The organism is Streptomyces laculatispora, from assembly GCF_017353455.1.
GTDB lineage: Bacteria > Actinomycetota > Actinomycetes > Streptomycetales > Streptomycetaceae > Streptomyces > Streptomyces laculatispora.
The window spans coordinates 1-21639 of record NZ_JAFMPZ010000455.1; the positions used below are offsets into that span (position 1 = coordinate 1).

General features: G+C 70.7%; 18 protein-coding genes. 15 read left to right on the plus strand and 3 right to left on the minus strand.

Translation table 11 applies throughout. The annotated features are described in order from the left end of the window. From J1C73_RS22225 to obgE, 7 genes are all read left to right on the plus strand, one after another. On the plus strand, nt 1-2628 hold a 2628-nt coding region (locus tag J1C73_RS22225), incomplete at its 5' end, for an Rne/Rng family ribonuclease (RefSeq protein ID WP_207317972.1). A 120-nt stretch (nt 2629-2748) separates the two neighbouring features. Continuing rightward, nucleotides 2749-3639, plus strand: a complete 891-nt coding sequence (gene galU, locus J1C73_RS22230; RefSeq protein ID WP_123470984.1) for a UTP--glucose-1-phosphate uridylyltransferase GalU — start codon at nt 2749-2751, stop codon at nt 3637-3639. Between the two features lie 67 nt (nt 3640-3706). Then, nucleotides 3707-4459 (plus strand): phosphocholine cytidylyltransferase family protein, encoded by a 753-nt coding sequence (locus tag J1C73_RS22235; protein ID WP_123470982.1) that lies wholly within the window; start codon nt 3707-3709, stop codon nt 4457-4459. Further along, nucleotides 4447-5508, plus strand: a complete 1062-nt coding sequence (locus tag J1C73_RS22240) for an iron-containing alcohol dehydrogenase family protein (protein WP_123470980.1) — start codon at nt 4447-4449, stop codon at nt 5506-5508. The genes J1C73_RS22235 and J1C73_RS22240 overlap by 13 nt, the downstream gene beginning before the upstream one ends. A 196-nt stretch (nt 5509-5704) precedes the next feature. Continuing rightward, a complete protein-coding gene (rplU, locus tag J1C73_RS22245; protein ID WP_024494442.1) occupies nt 5705-6025 on the plus strand; it encodes a 50S ribosomal protein L21 in 321 nt (106 codons plus the stop codon). A 14-nt stretch (nt 6026-6039) separates the two neighbouring features. After that, nucleotides 6040-6297, plus strand: coding sequence for a 50S ribosomal protein L27 (rpmA, locus tag J1C73_RS22250; protein ID WP_018103204.1), 258 nt, complete (start codon nt 6040-6042; stop codon nt 6295-6297). Nucleotides 6298-6436: 139 nt separating this feature from the next. Then, nucleotides 6437-7876 (plus strand): GTPase ObgE, encoded by a 1440-nt coding sequence (gene obgE / locus J1C73_RS22255; RefSeq protein WP_123470978.1) that lies wholly within the window; start codon nt 6437-6439, stop codon nt 7874-7876. A gap of 75 nt (nt 7877-7951) precedes the next feature. On the opposite strand, the gene J1C73_RS22260 is transcribed toward obgE, so the two are convergent. Then, entirely contained in the window at nt 7952-10183 is a 2232-nt protein-coding gene (locus tag J1C73_RS22260; RefSeq protein ID WP_207317973.1) for a bifunctional glycosyltransferase/CDP-glycerol:glycerophosphate glycerophosphotransferase, read from the minus strand. Nucleotides 10184-10389: 206 nt separating this feature from the next. Between J1C73_RS22260 and galE the strand changes: the two genes are divergently transcribed. Continuing rightward, entirely contained in the window at nt 10390-11361 is a 972-nt protein-coding gene (gene galE / locus J1C73_RS22265) for a UDP-glucose 4-epimerase GalE (protein ID WP_207317974.1), read from the plus strand. A gap of 99 nt (nt 11362-11460) precedes the next feature. Here the strand turns inward: galE and J1C73_RS22270 are convergent, their stop codons facing one another. Further along, a complete protein-coding gene (locus tag J1C73_RS22270) occupies nt 11461-13659 on the minus strand; it encodes a hypothetical protein (protein ID WP_372446721.1) in 2199 nt (732 codons plus the stop codon). Nucleotides 13660-14054: 395 nt separating this feature from the next. Here J1C73_RS22270 and J1C73_RS22275 point away from each other — a divergent pair, with 395 nt between their 5' ends. The 3 genes from J1C73_RS22275 to rfbD are packed head-to-tail and all read left to right on the plus strand — an operon-like array spanning nt 14055 to nt 16989. Further along, entirely contained in the window at nt 14055-15125 is a 1071-nt protein-coding gene (locus tag J1C73_RS22275; protein ID WP_207317982.1) for a glucose-1-phosphate thymidylyltransferase, read from the plus strand. Next, nucleotides 15122-16108, plus strand: a complete 987-nt coding sequence (gene rfbB, locus J1C73_RS22280) for a dTDP-glucose 4,6-dehydratase (RefSeq protein WP_207317976.1) — start codon at nt 15122-15124, stop codon at nt 16106-16108. Before J1C73_RS22275 ends, rfbB begins: the two co-directional genes overlap by 4 nt. A gap of 32 nt (nt 16109-16140) precedes the next feature. Further along, nucleotides 16141-16989: a dTDP-4-dehydrorhamnose reductase gene (gene rfbD, locus J1C73_RS22285; RefSeq protein ID WP_242644536.1), complete on the plus strand. Its 849-nt coding sequence runs from the start codon at nt 16141-16143 to the stop codon at nt 16987-16989. Here the strand turns inward: rfbD and J1C73_RS22290 are convergent, their stop codons facing one another. Next, a complete protein-coding gene (locus J1C73_RS22290) occupies nt 16990-17643 on the minus strand; it encodes a dTDP-4-dehydrorhamnose 3,5-epimerase family protein (RefSeq protein WP_207317978.1) in 654 nt (217 codons plus the stop codon). 246 nt (nt 17644-17889) lie between these two features. On the opposite strand from J1C73_RS22290, the gene proB reads away from it, so the two are divergent. From proB to J1C73_RS22310, 4 genes are all read left to right on the plus strand, one after another. Beyond that, nucleotides 17890-18975, plus strand: a complete 1086-nt coding sequence (gene proB, locus J1C73_RS22295) for a glutamate 5-kinase (protein ID WP_221198189.1) — start codon at nt 17890-17892, stop codon at nt 18973-18975. 144 nt (nt 18976-19119) lie between these two features. Next, entirely contained in the window at nt 19120-19620 is a 501-nt protein-coding gene (locus J1C73_RS22300) for a DUF8830 family protein (RefSeq protein ID WP_207317979.1), read from the plus strand. 67 nt (nt 19621-19687) lie between these two features. Further along, nucleotides 19688-20971: a glutamate-5-semialdehyde dehydrogenase gene (locus J1C73_RS22305; RefSeq protein WP_207317980.1), complete on the plus strand. Its 1284-nt coding sequence runs from the start codon at nt 19688-19690 to the stop codon at nt 20969-20971. A 65-nt stretch (nt 20972-21036) separates the two neighbouring features. Beyond that, nucleotides 21037-21636 carry an SCO2584 family spore wall biosynthesis protein gene (locus J1C73_RS22310; protein ID WP_207317981.1) on the plus strand — a complete coding sequence of 200 codons (600 nt, stop codon included), beginning with the start codon at nt 21037-21039 and terminating at the stop codon, nt 21634-21636. Nucleotides 21637-21639 lie beyond the last annotated feature (3 nt).

Consider the following 21639-nt stretch of genomic DNA (forward strand, 5'->3'; position numbering starts at 1 on the left):
CGCCGTCGCGGTGAGTCCGCCGAGGACGAGACCGCCGAGCAGCACGCCGACGACGCCTCCGACCGCTCCGGCGACGAGCACGAGCGCGCCCACGAGTCCGAGTCCGAGGACGAGGGCGACGACGACCACGACGACAACGACGACGACCACGACTCCGGTGCCTCGGGATCGAGCAGCAGCCGTCGCCGCCGTCGCCGCCGTCGTCGCAGCGGTGACTCCTCGTCCGACGCCGAGAACGGCACGGACGACCCGGAGCGCACCGTCGTCAAGGTCCGTGAGCCCCGTAAGAAGGAAGCCGAGCGCGAGCCCGGCACCGGCTTCGACGAGGTCCAGTCCATCAAGGGCTCGACCCGTATGGAGGCCAAGAAGCAGCGCCGCCGCGAGGGCCGCGAGCAGGGCCGCCGCCGGGTTCCGATCATCACCGAGTCGGAGTTCCTGGCCCGCCGCGAGGCCGTCGAGCGCGTCATGGTCGTCCGCCAGAGCGGCGAGCGCACCCAGATCGGCGTCCTCGAGGACAACGTGCTCGTCGAGCACTACGTCAACAAGGAGCAGGCCACCAGCTACGTCGGCAACGTCTACCTGGGCAAGGTCCAGAACGTCCTGCCGTCCATGGAGGCCGCCTTCGTCGACATCGGCAAGGGCCGCAACGCCGTCCTGTACGCCGGTGAGGTCAACTTCGAGGCGCTCGGCATGGCCCACGGGCCGCGCCGCATCGAGACCGCGCTCAAGTCCGGCCAGTCCGTCCTCGTTCAGGTGACGAAGGACCCGATCGGCCACAAGGGCGCCCGCCTGACCAGCCAGGTCTCGCTGCCCGGCCGCTACCTGGTCTATGTGCCCGAGGGCTCGATGACCGGGATCAGCCGCAAGCTGCCCGACACCGAGCGCGCCCGGCTCAAGACCATCCTCAAGAAGATCGTCCCCGAGGACGCGGGCGTCATCGTCCGCACCGCCGCGGAGGGCGCGAGCGAGGACGAGCTGCGTCGCGACGTCGAGCGGCTCCAGCAGCAGTGGGAGGACATCCAGAAGAAGTCGAAGAACAGCGGCAGCTCCAACGCGCCGACGCTGCTCTACGGCGAGCCGGACATGACCGTCCGGGTCGTCCGCGACATCTTCAACGAGGACTTCTCCAAGGTCATCGTCAGCGGCAACGAGGCGTGGGACACCATCCACGGCTATGTCTCGCACGTGGCGCCCGACCTGACGGACCGGCTGTCGCGGTGGACCTCCGAGGTCGACATCTTCGCGACCTACCGGATCGACGAGCAGCTCATGAAGGCGCTGGACCGCAAGGTCTACCTGCCGAGCGGCGGCTCGCTGGTGATCGACAAGACCGAGGCGATGGTCGTCGTCGACGTCAACACCGGCAAGTTCACCGGTCAGGGCGGCAACCTCGAGGAGACCGTCACCAAGAACAACCTGGAGGCGGCCGAGGAGATCGTGCGCCAGCTGCGGCTGCGCGACCTCGGCGGCATCGTCGTCGTCGACTTCATCGACATGGTGCTGGAGTCCAACCGGGACCTGGTGCTGCGGCGTCTGCTGGAGTGCCTGGGACGCGACCGTACGAAGCACCAGGTCGCCGAGGTCACCTCGCTCGGCCTGGTCCAGATGACCCGTAAGCGGGTCGGTCAGGGTCTGCTGGAGTCCTTCTCCGAGACCTGTGTCCACTGCAACGGGCGCGGCGTGATCGTGCACATGGAGCAGCCCACCTCGATCGGTGGCGGCGGTGGCGGCAAGCGTGCCAAGAAGCGCGGCCGCGGCGGCTCGGGCCAGGACCACGAGCAGGACCACGACCACAGCCACGAGCACGAGCAGGACCACGAGACCGAGGCCGAGGTCGCGGCGGAGGTCGCCGCCCCGCTGGCGCTGCCCGAGCCGGAGTTCGTCGCGGACGAGGAGCTGTACAGCAGCCCGGCCGAGGCCGAGGCGGCCGCCGGGCGTGGCCGTGGCCGTCGCCGGGCGACGCGTAAGGCGTCGGCCCCGGCCGGTGCCCCGAAGCCGGCGTCCGCGCCGGCCCCGGTGGCCGAGCCGGTCGTGCAGCCGGAGCCCGTCGTGGAGCCCGAGCCCGCGCCGGAGCCGGTGGCCGAGGCCCCGGCCGTCGAGGCTCCTGCCGCTGAGGCGCCCCAGGGCCGTACGCGCCGTCGTGCGACCCGCAAGGCGACCGCCCCGGCAGGTTCGCCGGCCCAGGCCGAGCAGGCCCCGGCCGCCGAGACGGCCGAGGAGCCGGTCTCCGCCGCCGACCCGGTCGCCACGGAGGACCCGGTCGTCGAGGCCCCGCACGTGGAGGTCCCGGCCGAGGAGCCGGCCGCACCGCCGCGTGCCCGGCGTAGGGCGACCCGCAAGGCCACCGCGCCCGCGGGTTCCCCGGCCGGTACCGACGGGGCCGAGACCGTCGTGGTGACGGCTTCCGCCGAGTCCGAGCCCGAGCCCGAGGACGCGCCGGCACCGGCCAAGAAGGCGGCCCGCAAGACCGCCAAGAAGGCCACCGCCAAGAAGGCGGCCACCACGAAGACGGCTGCCAAGAAGACCGCCGCGAAGAAGACGACGGCCAAGAAGGCGGCAGCGAAGAAGACGGTGGCGGCGGAGCAGCAGACGCCGTCCTCCGTCACGGCTTCGGCCGACGAGGCCTGACCCGCCTCGCACCGTGCGCCCGTACGCAGCCGGACCGGTTCCGTCACAGGAACCGGGCCGGCTGCGTACTGCCGCCCCCGTTGACCGCAACCTGCCCAGTGGACACGGAAGTCTGAGCACATGCGCAAGATCCAGAAGGCCGTCATACCCGCCGCCGGGCTCGGTACCCGGTTTCTGCCGGCGACCAAGGCAACTCCCAAGGAGATGCTGCCGGTGGTCGACAAGCCCGCGATCCAGTACGTCGTGGAGGAGGCCGCCGCCGCGGGGCTGAGCGATGTGCTGATGATCACCGGGCGTAACAAGCGCGCCCTGGAGGACCACTTCGACCGGAACTACGAGCTGGAGTCGGCGCTGACCCGCAAGGGCGACGACGAACGGCTGGTCCGGGTCCAGGAGTCCAGCGAGCTGGCGACCATGCACTACGTCCGCCAGGGCGACCCGCGCGGCCTCGGTCACGCCGTCCTGTGCGCGGAGCCCCATGTGGGCGACGAGCCGTTCGCGGTGCTCCTGGGCGACGACCTGATCGACCCGCGCGACCCGCTGCTGGCCCGCATGACCGAGATCCAGGAGCGCGAGGGCGGCAGCGTCGTCGCGCTGATGGAGGTCGCGCCCGAACAGATCCACCAGTACGGATGCGCCGCGGTGGAAGCCACCTCGGAGAGCGACGTCGTCCGGGTCACCGGGCTGGTGGAGAAGCCGGAGCCCGGCGACGCGCCCAGCAATCTCGCCGTCATCGGACGCTATGTCCTGGACCCCGCCGTCTTCGGCGTGCTGCGCGAGACGGAGCCGGGCCGGGGTGGCGAGATCCAGCTGACGGACGCGCTTCAGCAGCTGGCCGTCGACGAGAAGCTCGGCGGCCCGGTGCACGGTGTCGTCTTCCGCGGCCGCCGCTACGACACCGGCGACCGCGGCGACTACCTGCGGGCCATCGTCAGACTCGCCTGCGAGCGCGAGGACCTGGGCCCCGACTTCCGTACCTGGCTGCGCGGTTACGTAGCGGCCGAGCTCTGATCCGGCGCACTCGCACCGCACCCGGACCCACCCGAGACACCCGCACCAAGGACCAAGGAGAACCCTCATGATCGGCATGATTCTGGCGGCCGGCGCCGGCCGCCGTCTGCGCCCCTACACCGACACGCTTCCCAAGGCCCTGGTGCCGGTCGGCCCCGAGGGGAACGAGGAGAGTCTGACCGTCGTCGACCTGACGCTGGGCAACTTCGCCGAGGTCGGGCTGACCGAGGTCGCGATCATCGTGGGCTACCGCAAGGAGGCCCTCTACGAGCGCAAGGCGGCCCTTGAGGCGAAGTACGGCGTCACCCTCACGCTGATCGACAACGACAAGGCCGAGGAGTGGAACAACGCCTACTCCCTGTGGTGCGGCCGTGACGCCCTCAAGGACGGCGTGATCCTCGCCAACGGCGACACCGTGCACCCCGTCTCCGTCGAGAAGACGCTGCTGGCCGCCCGCGGCGACGGCAAGAAGATCATCCTCGCCCTCGACACGGTGAAGAAGCTCGCCGACGAGGAGATGAAGGTCGTCGCCGACCCGTCGAAGGGCGTGCAGCGCATCACCAAGCTGATGGACCCGGCCGAGGCCACCGGCGAGTACATCGGTGTCACCCTCATCGAGGGCGACGCGGCCCAGGAGCTGGCCGACGCGCTGAAGACCACGTATCTGCGTGACCCCGACCTGTACTACGAGGACGGCTACCAGGAGCTCGTCAACCGCGGCTTCAAGGTCGACGTGGAGCCGATCGGCGACATCAAGTGGGTGGAGATCGACAACCACGAGGACCTGGCCAAGGGCAGGACCATCGCGTGCCAGTACTGACCCGGCTGATACCGGCGCCGGTCGTCGTCGACATCCGGGCCGGCGCTCTGGCCGACCTGGCGGGTGTCCTCGCCGATCAGCGCATCTCCGGTTCGGGGAAGCTGGCGGTCGCGATCAGCGGGGGCTCCGGCCGGGCGCTGCGCGAGCGGCTGTCGGACAGCCTGCCCGGCGCCTCCTGGTTCGAGGTCGGCGGTGGCACGCTGAACGACGCCGTCAAGCTGGCCGAGGACATGAAGTCCGGGCGGTACGACGCCGTGGTCGGCCTCGGCGGCGGCAAGATCATCGACTGTGCCAAGTTCGCCGCGGCGCGCGTCGGGCTGCCGCTGGTCGCCGTGGCGACGAACCTGTCCCACGACGGTCTGTGCTCACCGGTGGCCACTCTGGACAACGACTCGGGCCGCGGCTCGTACGGTGTTCCGAACCCGATCGCCGTCGTCATCGACCTCGACATCATCCGTGAGGCCCCGGTCCGCTTCGTGCGGTCCGGGATCGGGGACGCGCTCTCCAACATCTCCGCGGTGGCGGACTGGGAGCTCGCCCACCGGGTCAACGGCGAGGACATCGACGGACTGGCCGCGGCGATGGCCCGGCAGGCCGGCGAGGCCGTGCTGCGCCACCCCGGTTCACTGGACGAGGACCGTTTCCTCCAGGTGCTGGCGGAGGGGCTGGTGCTCACCGGTATCTCGATGTCGGTCGCGGGTGACAGCCGGCCCGCCTCCGGCGCCTGCCACGAGATCAACCACGCCTTCGACCTGCTCTTCCCCCAGCGGGCGGCCAGCCACGGTGAGCAGTGCGGTCTGGGTGCGGCGTTCGCGATGCATCTGCGCGGCGCCCACCAGGAGTCCGTACGGATGACCGAGACGCTGCGGCGCCACGGTCTGCCGGTCACCGCGCAGGAGATCGGATTCAGCGTGGACGAATTCGTCTCGGTGGTCGAGTTCGCACCCCGGACCAGGCCGGGCCGGTACACGATCCTGGAACATCTGAACCTGTCCCCGGACGGGATCAGGGACGCCTACGCCGACTACGTCAGAGCGGCCGGGGCCTGAAACCGGGGCCCGGTTTGACCGGGTGTCCGAGGCCCCGTAATCTTGACCGTCGGCGTTTGTTTCGCCACACCTCTGAGCAATGACCTCCCGCTCGTACGGGAGAGGCCGCTCGTCCAATCCGGATCATCACGGGTCTCCGGACCCGTGTGAGCGGCTGGCTTCAGAGGTTTCCGCTTCGAGTGAGAGTGAGATCCGCGTGTACGCCATCGTGCGCAGCGGTGGTCGCCAGCACAAGGTTGCTGTCGGCGACATCGTTGAGGTTGACAAGATTCCCACCGCCAGTGTTGGCGACACGGTAGAGCTCTCTACCCTGCTCGTTGTCGACGGCGACGCCGTGACCAGCGACCCGTGGGTGCTTGACGGCATCAAGGTCCAGGCCGAGATCGTGGACCACCACAAGGGCGCGAAGATCGACATCCTTCGCTACAAGAACAAGACCGGCTACCGCCGTCGCCAGGGTCACCGCCAGCAGTACACGGCGATCAAGGTCACCGGTATTCCCGCGGCTGCGAAGTAAGGGACTGAGGAGACATGGCACATAAGAAGGGCGCATCGTCCACTCGGAACGGGCGCGATTCCAATGCTCAGCGGCTCGGCGTGAAGCGCTTCGGCGGTCAGGCCGTCAACGCCGGTGAGATCCTGGTCCGCCAGCGCGGCACCCACTTCCACCCGGGCACGGGCGTCGGCCGTGGCGGCGACGACACGCTGTTCGCCCTCGCCGCCGGTGCGGTCGAGTTCGGCACGCACCGTGGCCGCAAGGTCGTGAACATCGTTCCGATCGCCGGCTGATTTTCGGCGCTCGTCGAGCGGTTTGACGTGGAGGCGGACCTCACTTCCTTTTACGGGAAGTGGGTCCGCCTTTCGCGTGTTGCTCCTACGGGGGCACGAGCGAGACTTTTCTGCACGTATGTAACTGGAGGTTCCAACCATGACCACCTTCGTGGACCGCGTCGAGCTGCATGCCGCCGCGGGTAACGGGGGCCACGGCTGCGCCTCCGTTCACCGTGAGAAGTTCAAGCCGCTCGGCGGCCCGGACGGCGGCAACGGCGGCCGTGGCGGCGATGTGACCCTGATCGTCGACCAGGCCGTCACCACGCTCCTCGACTATCACCACCACCCCCACCGCAAGGCCACCAACGGCCAGCCCGGCGCGGGCGACAACCGCACCGGCAAGGAGGGCCAGGACCTGATCCTGCCCGTGCCGGACGGCACCGTCGTGCTCGACACGGACGGCAACGTGCTCGCCGACCTGGTCGGCCAGGGCACCATGTTCGTCGCCGGCCAGGGCGGCCGCGGCGGCCTCGGCAACGGGGCGCTGGCCTCCGCCCGGCGCAAGGCCCCCGGCTTCGCGCTGCTCGGCGAGCCCGGTGAGAGCCGGGACATCGTCCTGGAGCTGAAGACCGTCGCCGACGTCGCCCTGGTGGGCTACCCGAGCGCCGGCAAGTCCTCGCTGATCTCGGTCCTGTCGGCTGCCAAGCCGAAGATCGCCGACTACCCGTTCACGACCCTGGTCCCGAACCTGGGTGTCGTCACCGCGGGCAGCACCGTCTACACCATCGCCGACGTCCCGGGCCTGATCCCGGGCGCCAGCCAGGGCAAGGGCCTCGGCCTGGAGTTCCTGCGGCACGTCGAGCGCTGCTCGGTGCTCGTGCACGTACTGGACACCGCGACGCTGGAGTCCGACCGCGACCCGCTCTCCGACCTCGACACGATCGAGGAGGAGCTGAAGCTGTACGGCGGCCTGGACGACCGGCCCCGCATCGTCGTCCTCAACAAGATCGACATCCCGGACGGGCTGGACCTCGCGGAGATGATCCGTCCCGACCTGGAGGCCCGCGGCTACCGCGTCTTCGAGGTCTCCGCCGTGGCCCGTACCGGGCTCAAGGAGCTCTCCTTCGCGCTGGCGGGCGTCATCGCCGAGGCGCGTGCCGCCAAGCCGGTGGAGGAGGCGACCCGTGTCGTCATCCGGCCCAAGGCCGTGGACGACGCCGGTTTCACCGTGAAGCTGGAGGACGACGGCATCTACCGGGTGCGCGGCGAGAAGCCGGAGCGCTGGGTGCGCCAGACCGACTTCAACAACGACGAGGCCGTCGGCTACCTCGCGGACCGGCTGAACCGGCTCGGTGTCGAGGACGCGCTGCGCAAGGCGGGCGCCCGCGCGGGCGACGGGGTGGCCATCGGGGCCGAGGACAACGCCGTCGTCTTCGACTGGGAGCCGACGGTGACCGCCGGCGCGGAGATGCTCGGCCGCCGTGGCGAGGACCACCGGCTGGAGGAGCCGCGCCCGGCCGCGCAGCGCCGTCGCGACCGCGAGGACGAGCGCGACGACGTCAGCAAGGAGTACCAGGAGTTCGACCCGTTCGCGTAGCCACGGGAGACTGCCGCCGGTCCCGGTTCCCTTCGGGGGAGCCGGGACCGCGTGTTTTCCGGGCGCCCCGGTCCGTCAGGCGCGGCCGGCCCGCTCCAGCGCCTCGGCGGGGGAGGGCGCCGGGGTGCGCTCGGCGAGCGGGACGACCGGGAGCAGCGTCTCCTCGCCCAGGAACACCCGGCGCACGACGCGTTCCGCGGCGCGGCCGTCGTCGAAGTCGCAGAAGCGCTCCCGGAACGCCTTGCGCAGCCCGGCCGACTTCTCGCTCCGCCACTCCTGGGAGCCCAGGACAGAGGTGAGCTGATCCTGGCTGGTCGCCACGGCGCCCGGGGGCTCGGCCATCAGGTCGAAGTAGGTCCCGCGCACGACCCGGTAGGTGTTCCAGTCGTCCGCGTAGATCACGATCGGCCGGTCCAGGTTGGCGTAGTCGAACATCGCCGAGGAGTAGTCCGTGACGAGGGCGTCCGCCGCGAGGTAGAGCTCCTCGACGTCTCCGTGCGCGGAGACGTCGATGATCCGGCCGCTGGCCTGGAGATCGGCGAGCCGGCCGGTCGGCTTGTAGAAGTAGTGGCCGCGCACCAGCAGGGTGACGTCGGGACCCAGCTCCTCGGCCAGCCTCGGCAGGTCGAGCCGCGGGGTGAAGGACTTCTGGTACTCGCGGTGGGTCGGCGCGTAGAGGAAGGCCGTCGAGCCGTCCGCCAGGCCGAGTGCGTGCCGGGCCCGTGAGACGTCGGCCGCGGTGGCGTTGAGCAGTACGTCGTTGCGCGGGTATCCGGTCTCCAGCGAGGTGTACCGGCAGGGGTACACCCGCTCCCAGACGGTGGTGGAGAACCGGTTGGCGGACAGGCTGTAGTCCCAGCGGTCGCACCGTCTGAGCAGCTTGTCCATGTCCATGCTGGTGGACGCGGGGTACTGGGCCTGGTCCAGCCCCATCGTCTTCAGCGGGGTGCCGTGATGGGTCTGCAGATGGATCTGGCCCTCGCGCTTGATCACGGTGTCGCCGAAGTTCACGTTGTTCGTCAGGTACTTCGCGCGGGCCATCACCGACCAGTACTCGCGGGACCCGACCACCACGGCCTCGACGCCCTTGGGCACCCGGTCGCGGTGCTCGGACCTGACCGCCCAGACCCGGCGCATGTCCGGGGCCAGCCGGCCCAGTTCCGCCTCGATGGCCGCGGGGTTGCAGGAGTAGCCGCGGCCCCAGTACGCGGAGAACACCGCGAGGTTGTCGTCCAGCGGCATGCGCAGCTGGGACTTGTAGAACATTCCCAGGGCGGCGTGCTTGGCCCGGCCGACACGGGCCCGGCCGCCCAGCCGGGCCCGGTTGCGCATGTTGTTGACCCGGGTGACGCCGACCAGTGCCGAGTACGAATCGAGGCCCAGCAGCGCGTATTTGTAGCCCCGGCCGCCCAGTGGCCGCTGGAAGTCCTCCGGAATGCGGCTCCGGTAGTCCTTGGCCGCGCGGTGGAAGAACTCGGCGCGGGTGTTCTGCGGAAGCCGGCCGGGCTTTTCCAGGACGGTCAGAAAGTGGTCGACCATTTTCCTGAAGAGCGCCGGACGCCAGGAATCGAGATCCGGCCGCGAGTCCAGATAGGCGAAAACACGGTCGTACTGATCGAAGACATCGAAATGCTTGCGGCTGACCGTGCGGAGGATGTTCCCGCCCTCACGCCGCTGCCGGTACAGCACACAGGAGCGGTCGAGGACGGCGATGCGCTCCGCCGAGATCAGCGAGGAGTACGTCCAGGGGGCGTCCTCGTAATAGCCGGGCGGGAACCGGAAGTCGTGCCGGGTGACGAAATCGCGGCGGTAGGCCTTGTTCCACACGATCTGCAGCAGGTCCAGCAACTGCGGCCGGTCCGCCAGCGCGAAGACGTCGGGGCCGCTCTCGTCCAGCAGCTCCGCGCGCTTGTTGCGCAGCAGCCGCCCGTCCCAGTAGGTGCGGGTGTAGTCGTAGACCAGGACGTCGGGATCGTCCGTCGCGTCCAGGCGCGCCGCGATGGCCGCCAGTGATCCCGGGGCCAGGGTGTCGTCGCTGTCGAGGAAGAGCAGGTAGTCGCCGGTCGACTCGTCGATACCCGCGTTGCGCGCGCGTCCCAGACCCACGTTCTCGGTGAGGTGGAGCACACGGATACGGGCGTCGCGTTCCGCGTATGTGTCGAGGATCGCGCCGGAGCCGTCCGGCGAGCAGTCGTCGACGCCGATGATCTCGAAGTCCGTGAAGTCCTGCTGGAGCACGGAGTCGAGACACTCTCCGATGTACCCCTGCACGTTGTACGCAGGCACGATGAGTGTCAGTCGAGGCATCGTCCACCAGTCCAGAGAGCTGTCCGAGGGTCTGTGCGAGGGGCGCGGTGCGCACCGTTGAACAGTGAGGTGGCGTCCGGCACCCGGACAGCGTAATTGATTGCTGTCAGCCCGCTTTGAGTGGCAAGGCCCGGTCCGTCGATCCGACTTTGTGTGCACGTAGAGTGAAGTGGACGGGTGAGACCTCGGACAGGGAGACGCACGACATGACCTGGATGGTTACGGGCGGGGCGGGATACATCGGTGCGCACGTCGTGCGCGCGATGCTCGCGGGCGGTCAGCAGGTCGTCGTGTACGACGACCTGTCGACGGGGAACGCCGAGAAGGTGCCCGACGGGGTGCCCCTGGTGACCGGCAGTGTTCTCGACCGTCAGGCACTGGACGCGGCGATCCGCGACCACGGTGTGACCGGCGTGGTGCACATCGCGGGCAAGAAGCAGGTGGGCGAGTCCGTCGAGCGCCCCCTGCACTACTACCGGGAGAACGTGACGGGTCTGGAGGTGCTGCTGGAGAGCATGGTCGACGCGGGTGTCGACCGGCTGGTGTTCTCCTCCTCCGCCGCCGTCTACGGAATGCCCGATGTGGCCCTCGTCACCGAGGACACCCCCTGCGCGCCCATGAGCCCGTACGGCGAGACCAAGCTCGTCGGCGAGTGGCTGATCCACGCCGCCGCCCGCGCCCACGGACTGCGCTGTGCCTCGCTCCGCTACTTCAACGTCGCCGGTGCGGCGTCGCCGGAGCTGGCCGACGCCGGGGTGTTCAACCTCATTCCGATGGTCTTCGAGCGCCTGGAGGCCGGTCAGGGCCCGCGGATCTTCGGCGACGACTACGCGACGCCGGACGGCACCTGCATCCGCGACTACATCCACGTCGAGGACATCGCCTCCGCCCACCTCGCGGCCGCGCGCCGGCTCGACGACGCGGAGCGCGGCACGGATCTCACGCTCAACATCGGACGCGGTGAGGGCAGTTCCGTACGGGAGATGGTCGACCGGATCCTCAAGGTGACGGACAACGGGGACATCGTCCCCGAGGTGACCGCCCGCCGCGCCGGTGACCCGGCGCGCGTGGTCGCGGGCGCCGACCGGATCCGCGCGGAGCTGGGCTGGTCGGCCCGGTACGGCGTGGACGAGATGATCGACTCCGCCTGGCAGGGCTGGCGCCACCGCCACCCGTAGGGCGCGCGGACACACACGGCAGAGGCCCGGCACCACCCTCCTTGGGTTCCAGGGGTGGTGCCGGGCCGCTGCCGTGCGTCGGCGGGGCGGGGCCCCGGGCTATCCCTCGGGTGCGGGCTCCAGCTGTTCCTCGCCCGCCGCCTCGGCCTCCTCCAGCGCTCCCCGCTGTGCCGGGATCGCCGGGAGCAGCCGGCTCGACATCCGTACCCGGTGCCCGTCCGCGACCTCGCACAGCCCGAGCGCCGCCTTGCCGAAGCGTGCGTGGGACGGCGGGTCCGAGGGGCCGAGGAGATGGAGCTTCAGACCGGCGCGGGCCGCGGCCAGCCCGTCGTCCGCGGGGTGGCGCACCGAGTCGAGGAGGGCGGCGACACCGGCCGCGTCCGGCGTCAGGACCGTCGCCGCGCGCACCGTCGGGAACGCGTCGCGGAACAGTTCCTCGGGCAGGTCGCTGGTGTTCGCGACGGCGTACGGCTTCTCGCCCGCCAGATAGTCGGTGACCACGCTCGACACATCGCTGATCAGCAGGTCCGCCTTGTTGAAGCAGGAGTAGAGCGCGGGCTGCGGGGCCGTGATGATCTGGTGCTCCGCCGCGGGGAGCGAGGCCCAGTGGGCCGCTTCCCAGGCCGCGGTCGCCGCGGCGACGGCCTCGGCCCGGCCGGGCTCCGGGGTGCCCTGCACCAGCATGCGTTCCGCGTCGTCCGCGTCGTCGCGGAAGGAGGAGGCGGTCAGCGCGTTCAGCTCCGCGGTCCGGCGGGCCAGCTCGGCAGCGGCCTGCGGACCGGGGCGCGGGCCGGTCAGGCCCTGGTTGGCCTCGTGGATCAGGGCCTGGATGCGGTCGTTGGCGGCGCCGGCCCGGGGATCGACCGAGCCCGTCATCGGGTGCGGCTTGTAGAGCAGCCGGACGCCCGGGTCGGCGAGCAGCGCCCGGACGATGTTCTCGCCGGCCAGGACGACCGAGGTGTTCCCCGGATTGCCGTCCCAGCCCTCCCACGTGGGGGCGTAGAGCACGGTCGTGTACGCACCGGTGGGCGGGCCCGCGTACGGGGTGATCGGGGCGAGCTGGGGGCGACCGATCTCCACCACGTCGCGGTCCTCGATGCCGACGTCGGCCAGCGCGTAGCGTTCGCGCGCCGCCGGTCCGGCGACCCACACCTCGTCGTACGCCTTCGCGTACGGGTTGCAGCTGGAGAGCTTGTCGCTCTCGCCGTGATTGACGAAGGCGTGCTTGATCGACGGTATCCGCAGGATCTGCGAGGTCTTGCCGGAGTTCGCGGGGTGGATCAGCAGCTTCAGGGCCGACTGCTCCAGGCGGAGCAGCTGGGAGACCTTCGGGATGCACACGATGGGGATGTCCGTGGCGCCGATCCGCTGCATCATGAAGCGCTCGCGCAGCACGATCACCGGGCGGCCGTCGAGCCCGGCCAGCGCGTCGAGCCACATGTTGGCCTGGTACGCGGACGAGGCGCCGCCGGAGAAGTACATGCCGACGGTCGGCCGGTAGTCGGCGAGCCAGCCGTCGAACCAGTCCAGTACCTCCTCGGACGACGCGGGGCGGCGGCGCACCAGACACCGCACCAGCTCGCCCAGTGAGACAGCGGCGAGGACGGCCGACACCGCGATGCCCGCCGCGGCGAACTCCGGCTCGTCGCTCGCCGCCGTCACCAGCAGGCCCGCGGTCGCGGGCAGACCGAACAGCAGCAGGCGCGGCCCGTGCCGGCGCATCAGCAGGGCCGGGGGCGCCGGGGTGATGCCCAGGGCGGAGGCGTCGATATTGCGGGTGAGCAGCGGCAGGGTCCGCGTCCCCCGTACCCGTATCGCCGCCGCGTGGCCGGCGAAGTGGAGCGCGTAGAAGAGGAGCAGACCGAGGACGAGCGGGAGGTAGACCGTCTCCCGGTGGTTCCCGCCCAGCCGGAGCAGTCCCACGATCAGCAGGAAGTCGCAGGTCAGCCGACGGACCATGACATCGGCCCGGATCCTGGCGAGCAGGGAGACCTGGCCGGGCCGCCATCGGTGCAGGGAGGCCTCGGCCAGGAGGTTGGTGGCCGTCGCGGTGATGAGCAGTGCGAGATGCGGGACAGCGGCCGCGGCGGCCTGGGCGGCGAAGGACGCGGCCAGTACGGCAACGGGGAGGACCTTCGCGGCGTACCGCAGGAGCGGGGGTGGTTGCACTGGGGGACTCCAAAGAGCGCGAGCGCTCACGTGCGCGGTGGGGCCGCGCCGACGTGTCGGCACGGCCGGCCGGGCGGCCCGGTCCCGGACCGGCCGCCCGGTGGGCAGGGGGTTCAGGGGCCCCACCATATGGAGGGCGGCTCGTCCGTTCATGAGACGAACGTGAAGGGTTGGTGAGAATTGAGCGCATGGGCGCAATCAAGTTCCGGGTTCGTGAATTCGCGGGATGTGTCCCCGAAAGTGCGGAGTGCGCCGCACCGGCCGCCGGGTGATCGCATCGGATTCCGGGAGCCGATGTGTCCGTCATTCAGTTCGACGCGACGGAACTGTGTTTCCGCGTCCGGGAACCCGAAGAGCGCGAAAAGGTGATGTGCGGTTACGGGCTTGTGCTGCTTTTCGTCCGGATGTGTCGGTAACGGGCCACGAGGGCTGTTTCACCACAGATGGGACAGCGAATCTCAGTAAGGTCACCCGATAGGTCGCAGCTGCGACAGGACCGCCATCTCATCGTGGGGGCAGAAACAGTGAAGGCTCTCGTACTTTCCGGTGGGGCAGGCACCCGGCTCCGTCCCATCACCCACACCTCGGCCAAACAGCTGGTCCCGGTGGCGAACAAACCGGTGCTGTTCTACGGGCTGGAGGCCATCGCGGAAGCGGGCATCACCGAGGTCGGCATCATCGTGGGCGACACCGAGGAGGAGATCCGCGCGGCGGTCGGGGACGGCTCCCGGTTCGGCATCGACGTCACCTACATCCCGCAGTCCGAGCCGCTCGGTCTCGCGCACGCGGTCCTGATCGCCCAGCGCTTCCTGGGCGACGAGGACTTCGTGATGTATCTCGGGGACAACTTCATCATCGGCGGAATCACCGGTCTGGTCGAGGGATTCCGGGCGGACCGGCCCGACGCCCAGATCCTGCTGACCCAGGTGCCCGACCCGACCTCGTTCGGCGTCGCGGAGCTCGACGGGGAGGGCAGGGTGGTGGCCCTGGAGGAGAAGCCCAGGGAGCCCAAGAGCGATCTGGCACTCGTCGGTGTCTACCTCTTCACCCGGGTCATCCACGAGGCGGTCCGCTCCATCCGCCCGTCCTGGCGCGGCGAGCTGGAGATCACCCACGCCATCCAGTGGCTGATCGACCAGGAGCGCGACGTCCGCTCCACCATGATCCGCGGGTACTGGAAGGACACCGGCAACGTCACCGACATGCTGGAGGTCAACCGGACCGTCCTGGAGAGCATCGAACCGTCCACCGAGGGCGCTCACGTCGATGACGAGAGCGAGATCATCGGCCGGGTACGGATCGAGCAGGGCGCCCGGGTCACCCGCAGCCGGATCGTCGGCCCCGCCATCATCGGCGCCCGCTCGGTGATCAGCGACGCCTACGTCGGGCCGTTCACCTCGGTCGCCCAGGAGTGCCGGATCGAGGACAGCGAGATCGAGTACTCCATCGTCCTGCGGGGCGCCTCGATCGACGGCGTCCGCCGCGTGGAGGCCTCCCTCATCGGCCACGAGGTCGAGGTGACCCCCGCGCCCAGGAGCCCCTCCGCCCACCGTCTCGTCCTCGGCGACCACAGCAAGGTGCAGATCTCCTCATGACCACGCACATCCTGGTGACCGGCGGTGCCGGTTTCATCGGCTCGCACTACGTCCGTACGCTGCTGGGCCCGGACGGACCCGGTGACGTGGCCGTCACGGTGCTCGACAAGCTCACCTACGCGGGCAACCCGGCCAACCTCGACACGGTCCGCGACCACCCCGGCTTCTCGTTCGTGCGGGGCGACATCTGTGACGCCGAGCTGGTCGGCGGCCTGATGGCGGGCCACGACCAGGTGGTGCACTTCGCCGCCGAATCGCATGTGGACCGCTCCATCGACGGCGGCGCCGCCTTCGTCCGCACCAACGTGGTCGGAACCCACACCCTCGTCCACGCCGCGCACCTGGCGGGCGTCCGGACCTTCGTGCACATCTCCACCGACGAGGTCTACGGATCGATCGACGAGGGCTCCTGGACCGAGAGCGAACCCCTCGCACCCAACTCCCCGTACTCCGCCTCCAAGGCGTCGAGCGACCTGATCGCCCTCTCGTACCACCGCACCCACGGACTCGACGTGCGGGTGACCCGCTGCTCCAACAACTACGGGCACCACCACTTCCCCGAGAAGGTCATCCCGCTGTTCGTCACCCACCTGCTCCAGGGCCGCCCGGTCCCGCTGTACGGCGACGGCGCCCACGTCCGCGACTGGCTGCACATCGACGACCACGTCCAGGGCATCGAGCTCGTCCGCACCCGGGGACGGGCGGGTGAGGTCTACAACATCGGCGGCGGCACCGAGCTCTCCAACAAGGAGCTGACCGAGCTGCTGCTGGAGGCCTGCGGCGCCGACTGGGACGCCGACGTCACCTACGTCGAGGACCGCAAGGGCCACGACCGGCGCTACTCGGTGGACTGCACCAAGATCCGCGAGGAGCTCGGTTACGAACCGCGCAAGGACTTCCGCGGAGGCCTCGCCGAGACCGTGCGGTGGTACCGCGAGAACAGCGCCTGGTGGGAGCCGCTCAAGGAGAGGGCCGCGCTGTGAGCCCGGTCTGGCTGGTCACCGGGGCGGCCGGGATGCTGGCACAGGACGTGCTGGCGGCCCTCGCCCACGAGGACGTCACCGCCGTCGCGGCGGACCGCACGGCCCTGGACATCGCCGACCCGGCCCGCGTCCGCGAGGCGTTCGCCGCCCACCGCCCCGCGGTCGTGGTGAACTGCGCCGCCTGGTCCGCCGTCGACGACGCGGAGACCCAGGAGGACGCCGCGCTGCGGGTCAACGGCACCGGGCCCGCGGTCCTCGCCGGGGCCTGCCGCGAGCACGGCACCGTTCTGCTGCACGTCTCCACCGACTACGTGTTCGCCGGGGACGCCGGCCGGCCGTACGGCGAGGACGCCCCCACCGGTCCGCGCAGCGCCTACGGACGCACCAAACTGGCGGGCGAACGCGCCGTCCTGGAGACCCTCCCCGACACCGGCTACGTGGTGCGCACCGCCTGGCTGTACGGGGCGGGCGGCGGCAACTTCGTCCGGACGATGATCAGGCTGGAGGGCCTCAAGGACACCCTCGACGTGGTGGACGACCAGCGCGGTCAGCCCACCTGGACCGTCGACCTGGCCGGCCGGCTGGTCCGGCTCGGCCGGGCCGCGCTCGACGGCACCGCCCCGGCGGGCGTCTACCACGGCACCAGCGGCGGCGAGGCGACCTGGTTCGGCTTCACCCGGGAGATCTTCCGGCTGCTCGGCGCCGATCCGGAGCGGGTCCGCCCGACCACCAGCGCGGCCTTCGTACGGCCCGCCCCCCGCCCGGCGTTCAGCGTGCTCGCGCAGAGGCGCTTCGCGGCGGCCGGGATCGAACCCATCCGGGACTGGCGCACGGCCCTGGGCGAGGCGTTCCCGGCGCTGCTCGCCGCGGAACGCCCCTGATCAGTGCCCGCCCCTGATCAGCACCGGTTCGCCCGCCCGCATCGCGGCGGGCGGCGGACCGGCCGTCCGCAGCCGCGCGTAGTACGCCTCGCACTGCGCGTACGAGGGAAGCAGCCCCTGCTGCTCGGCCTCGGCCAGCGAGGGGGCCGTCGCGTCCTTCGCGGACAGCAGCGGGGCGATGTCCCGCGGCCAGTCGATGCCCAGCTCCGCGTCGAGCGGATCGATGCCGTGCTCACGGGCGGGCGCGTAACCCTGCGAGCAGAGATACAGGACGCACGCGTCGTCCGTCAGCGCCATGAAGGCATGGCCGAGGCCCTCGGCGAGATAGACCGCCCGGTGAGCGCTGTCGTCGAGACGCACCCCCTCCCACCGCTTGTACGTGGGCGAGCCGGCCCGGATGTCCACGATCACGTCGAGCACCGCGCCGCGCACACACTTCACGTACTTCGCCTGGCCCGGCGGCACATCGGCGAAGTGGATCCCGCGCAGCGTGCCCCGGGCGGAACTGGAGAAGTTGGCCTGCGCCAGCCCCAGCGAGTGCCCCTGCGCCGCATCCAGGTCCGAGGCCCTGAACCACTCGTGGAAGCTGCCGCGGCCGTCCTTGATGACCTCGGGCTCGTGCACCCAGGCCCCTGGAATGGAGAGCTGGCGCATGCGATCACGTCCTTGTTCCTGGAGATTCCGGGAGTCCGTCGGCAGTGACGCCGATAACCGCTGCAACGAGGAGCGGTGCACTCCGGATACGGATCGGCACGGATCCGGATGAACCGGGGTCCACGGGGCGGAACGCCCATGCGCCGATTCCGGCGCTCGCGTAGATTGCGGATTCCGATCGAGGCCGAACCACGGGGGATACGCGTGTCAGGGGCAAGGCAGGGCGTCACGGAGGCCCGCAGGATCGTGGTCAAGGTCGGTTCCTCCTCCCTCACCACAGCCACCGGCGGACTCGACGCGGACCGCGTCGACGCGCTCGTCGACGTGCTCGCCAAGGTGCGCAGCGGCGGTGAGCGGGAGGTCGTCCTGGTCTCCAGCGGCGCCATCGCGGCCGGACTGGCCCCGCTCGGGCTGCACCGCAGACCCAAGGACCTGGCCAGGCAGCAGGCGGCCGCCAGCGTCGGCCAGGGACTGCTCGTCGCCCGCTACACCGCCTCCTTCGCCCGCTACGGCGTCCGCGTCGGCCAGGTGCTGCTCACCAGCAACGACACCAGCCGCCGCGCGCACTACCGCAACGCCTACCGCACCCTGGACCAGCTCCTGGACATGGGCGCGCTGCCGATCGTCAACGAGAACGACACCGTCGCCACCGACGAGATCCGGTTCGGCGACAACGACCGGCTCGCCGCGCTCGTCGCCCACCTGGTCCGCGCCGATCTGCTGATCCTCCTCTCGGACGTGGACGGCCTCTACGACGGCGACCCGAGCATCCCCGGCACCACCCGCATCGCGGAGATCACCGGTCCCGCCGATCTGGCCGGGGTCAGCATCGGCAGCGCGGGCAAGGCGGGCGTCGGGACCGGTGGCATGGTCACCAAGGTCGAGGCCGCCCGGATCGCCACCGCCGCCGGCGTCCCGGTCGTGCTGACCTCGGCGAGCCACGCGGCGGACGCGCTGGCGGGCCGCGACACCGGTACGTACTTCCACCGCACCGGACGCCGCTCCGCGGACCGGCTGCTCTGGCTCGCCCACGCCTCCACCCCGCAGGGCTCGCTGACCCTGGACGACGGCGCCGTGCAGGCGGTCGTCGAGCGCCACAGCTCGCTGCTGCCGGCCGGGATCGCCGCGGTCGAGGGCGAGTTCGCCGCGGGCGACCCGGTGGAGCTGCGCGATCTGCGCGGCCGGCCGGTGGCCCGCGGGCTCGTCAACTTCGACGCCAAGGAGATCCCGCAGCTCCTCGGCCGCTCCACCCACGATCTGGCGCGCGAACTGGGCCCCGCCTACGAGCGCGAGGTCGTACACAGGGACGATCTTGTCGTCCTGCACAGCTGACAAACCCCTGAAACGGCTGAAAGTCCAGCCTTCGGGCAGAGACCTTCACGAAAACCGCCCCACGCCGGGCCGCGGACTGGTCCACTTTGTAGCAGGGACACTGCGGGGTACACAGCACAGCAACACATTCACAGGAGGCCGCCGGTGAGACGAGCGCGCCCGGGGGCGCCGCCCCGAGGAACGGGTGGCCGCGCCCTGACCAGCGTCGGAGCAGGTGCCGACTTCGACGGGAGGAGGTCCGCGGACCTCAGGGACGAGCGGACGACCGGGGCCGAACAGACGGCGGTGAGCCAGGAGCTCACCCAGTCGAAGCTGTGGCACATCACGCTCTGCGTCTCGGGTGCCGAGATTCCGCTGAAGGAGGTCAGACGCGGTCTCGAACAGCTCGCGCACGACCATCCCTTCCTGCTGACCAGCCGGTACGCCAACGACCACGCGGAGATCCGCTACTGGGAAGAGGCCCGCGACCTGCACGACGCGGCGGCGGTCGCCCTGAGGCTGTGGGGTGAGCACCGCTCCAGCGCCGGTCTGCCGCCGTGGGAGATCGTCGGCCTGGAGGTCATCGACCGCGAGACGTACCACCAGCGCATCGCCGAGGGATACGGGCCGCCCCCGGCGGCCCCGGTCGGTGTGCACCCGTACTGACCCGGCGGCTGTCTCGCATCACGGGATACGTGACGGATGCCCGCAGTGTGCGCACTACTCTGCGGGCATGACCACGCTTTCGCCGTACGACAACATGTCCCCGGTCGTCCAGGCCGCCTACCGGGCACGCTCCGCAGCCGCCGACATCGCGCCGCTTCCGCGCGCGGCGAAGGACGACGCGCTGCTGGCGATCGCGGACGCGCTCGAAGTACGGACGAGCGACATCATCGCGGCCAACGCCGAGGACGTGGCGCGCGCCCGCGAGGCCGGGACCAGCGAGTCGGTCGTCGACCGGCTCACCCTCAACCCCGAGCGGATCCGCGCCATCGCCGCCGATGTGCGGGACGTGGCGGCGCTGCCCGACCCGGTCGGTGAGGTGGTGCGCGGCTCGACGCTCCCCAACGGCATCGATCTGCGCCAGGTCCGGGTGCCGCTCGGCGTGGTCGGGATCATCTACGAGGCCCGGCCCAATGTGACGGTGGACGCCGCGGCCCTCTGCCTGAAGTCGGGCAACGCGGTGCTGCTGCGCGGTTCGTCCTCCGCCCACGCGTCCAACAAGGCGCTGGTCCGGGTCCTGCGCGACGCGGTCGGCGGCTCCGGTCTGCCGGCCGACGCGATTCAGCTGGTGCCGGGCGAGAACCGTGACTCCGTACGGGAGCTCATGCGGGCCCGCGGCCTGGTCGACGTGCTCATTCCGCGCGGTGGCGCCTCCCTGATCCGCACCGTCGTCGAGGAATCCACCGTCCCGGTGATCGAGACCGGTACCGGTAACTGCCATGTGTACGTGGACGCCCAGACCGACCTCGACATGGCCGTCGCCATCCTGGTCAACTCCAAGGCGCAGCGCCCGAGCGTCTGCAATGCCGCCGAGACGCTCCTGGTCCACAAGGACGTCGCCGAGGCGTTCCTGCCGCGCGCCCTGGACGCCCTGGCCGAGGCCGGTGTGACCGTGCACGGCGACGAACGGGTCATGGAGCACGCCGAGGGGTCCAAGGCCACCGTGGTGGCGGCGACGCCGGAGGACTGGGAGACCGAGTACCTCTCGTACGACATCGCGGCCGCCGTCGTGGAGTCGCTGGACGCGGCCGTGGCGCACATCCGGCTCTGGTCGTCCGGCCATACCGAGGCGATCGTGACCACCTCGCAGGCGGCGGCCCGCCGTTTCACCCAGTTGGTGGATTCGACGACGGTGACCGTGAACGCCTCGACGCGTTTCACCGACGGCGGCCAGTTCGGCTTCGGCGCCGAGATCGGAATCTCCACGCAGAAGCTGCACGCCAGGGGCCCGATGGGGCTGCCGGAACTGACCTCCACGAAGTACATCGTGACCGGCGACGGCCATGTGAGGTGAGCTCGGGGTGCGCCGAATGTGCGGTCTCCCTGCCCAAAACGACCCTCCGGGGCTAGGCTGAAGCCGTGCCGGACGACGTGGGGGGCAGGCCGTTCCCGAACGGCTGGGAGCCCGACGACGACCGCGGGGGCGCGGACAAGGACTTCGCCTCCGTGGTGTTCGACGAGGACTTCGTTCAGGCCGCCACATTCCATGAGCCGACCGCTGTAGAGCGGCTGCTGGCGGCCGCCGAGGCGCGCGCCGAGGCAGAGGCCTCCCGGGCCCGGTCCGGCGGTGGACCGCTGGACGACGAGCTCTACGACGACGGCTACGGGCCGGGCGGCGGGTACGGCCGCGGGAGCGCCTACGACGACCGGCTCGGGACGGACGCCGACGATTACTACGACAGCGGCCCCTACGGGCGCCACGGCGGCGCCCTGCGTCCCTACCGGGGAGCCGCCCGCTGGCACCGGCCGGTGGCCTGGCTGCTCGCCCTGGTGATGGGCATCGGGATGGTCGCGCTGGCCTTCAGCGCCGTCTACCGCAACACCTCGGCGGACCGGCAGGACCAGGTCCCGCCGCCGGCCACCACCGGAGTGGACAGCGCCCCGGCGCCCTCCGCGGTCCCGTCGGTCTCGGGCAGCTACCTTCGCCCAGCGGTCTCCGCGGCCCCGCGCACGCCCTGACGG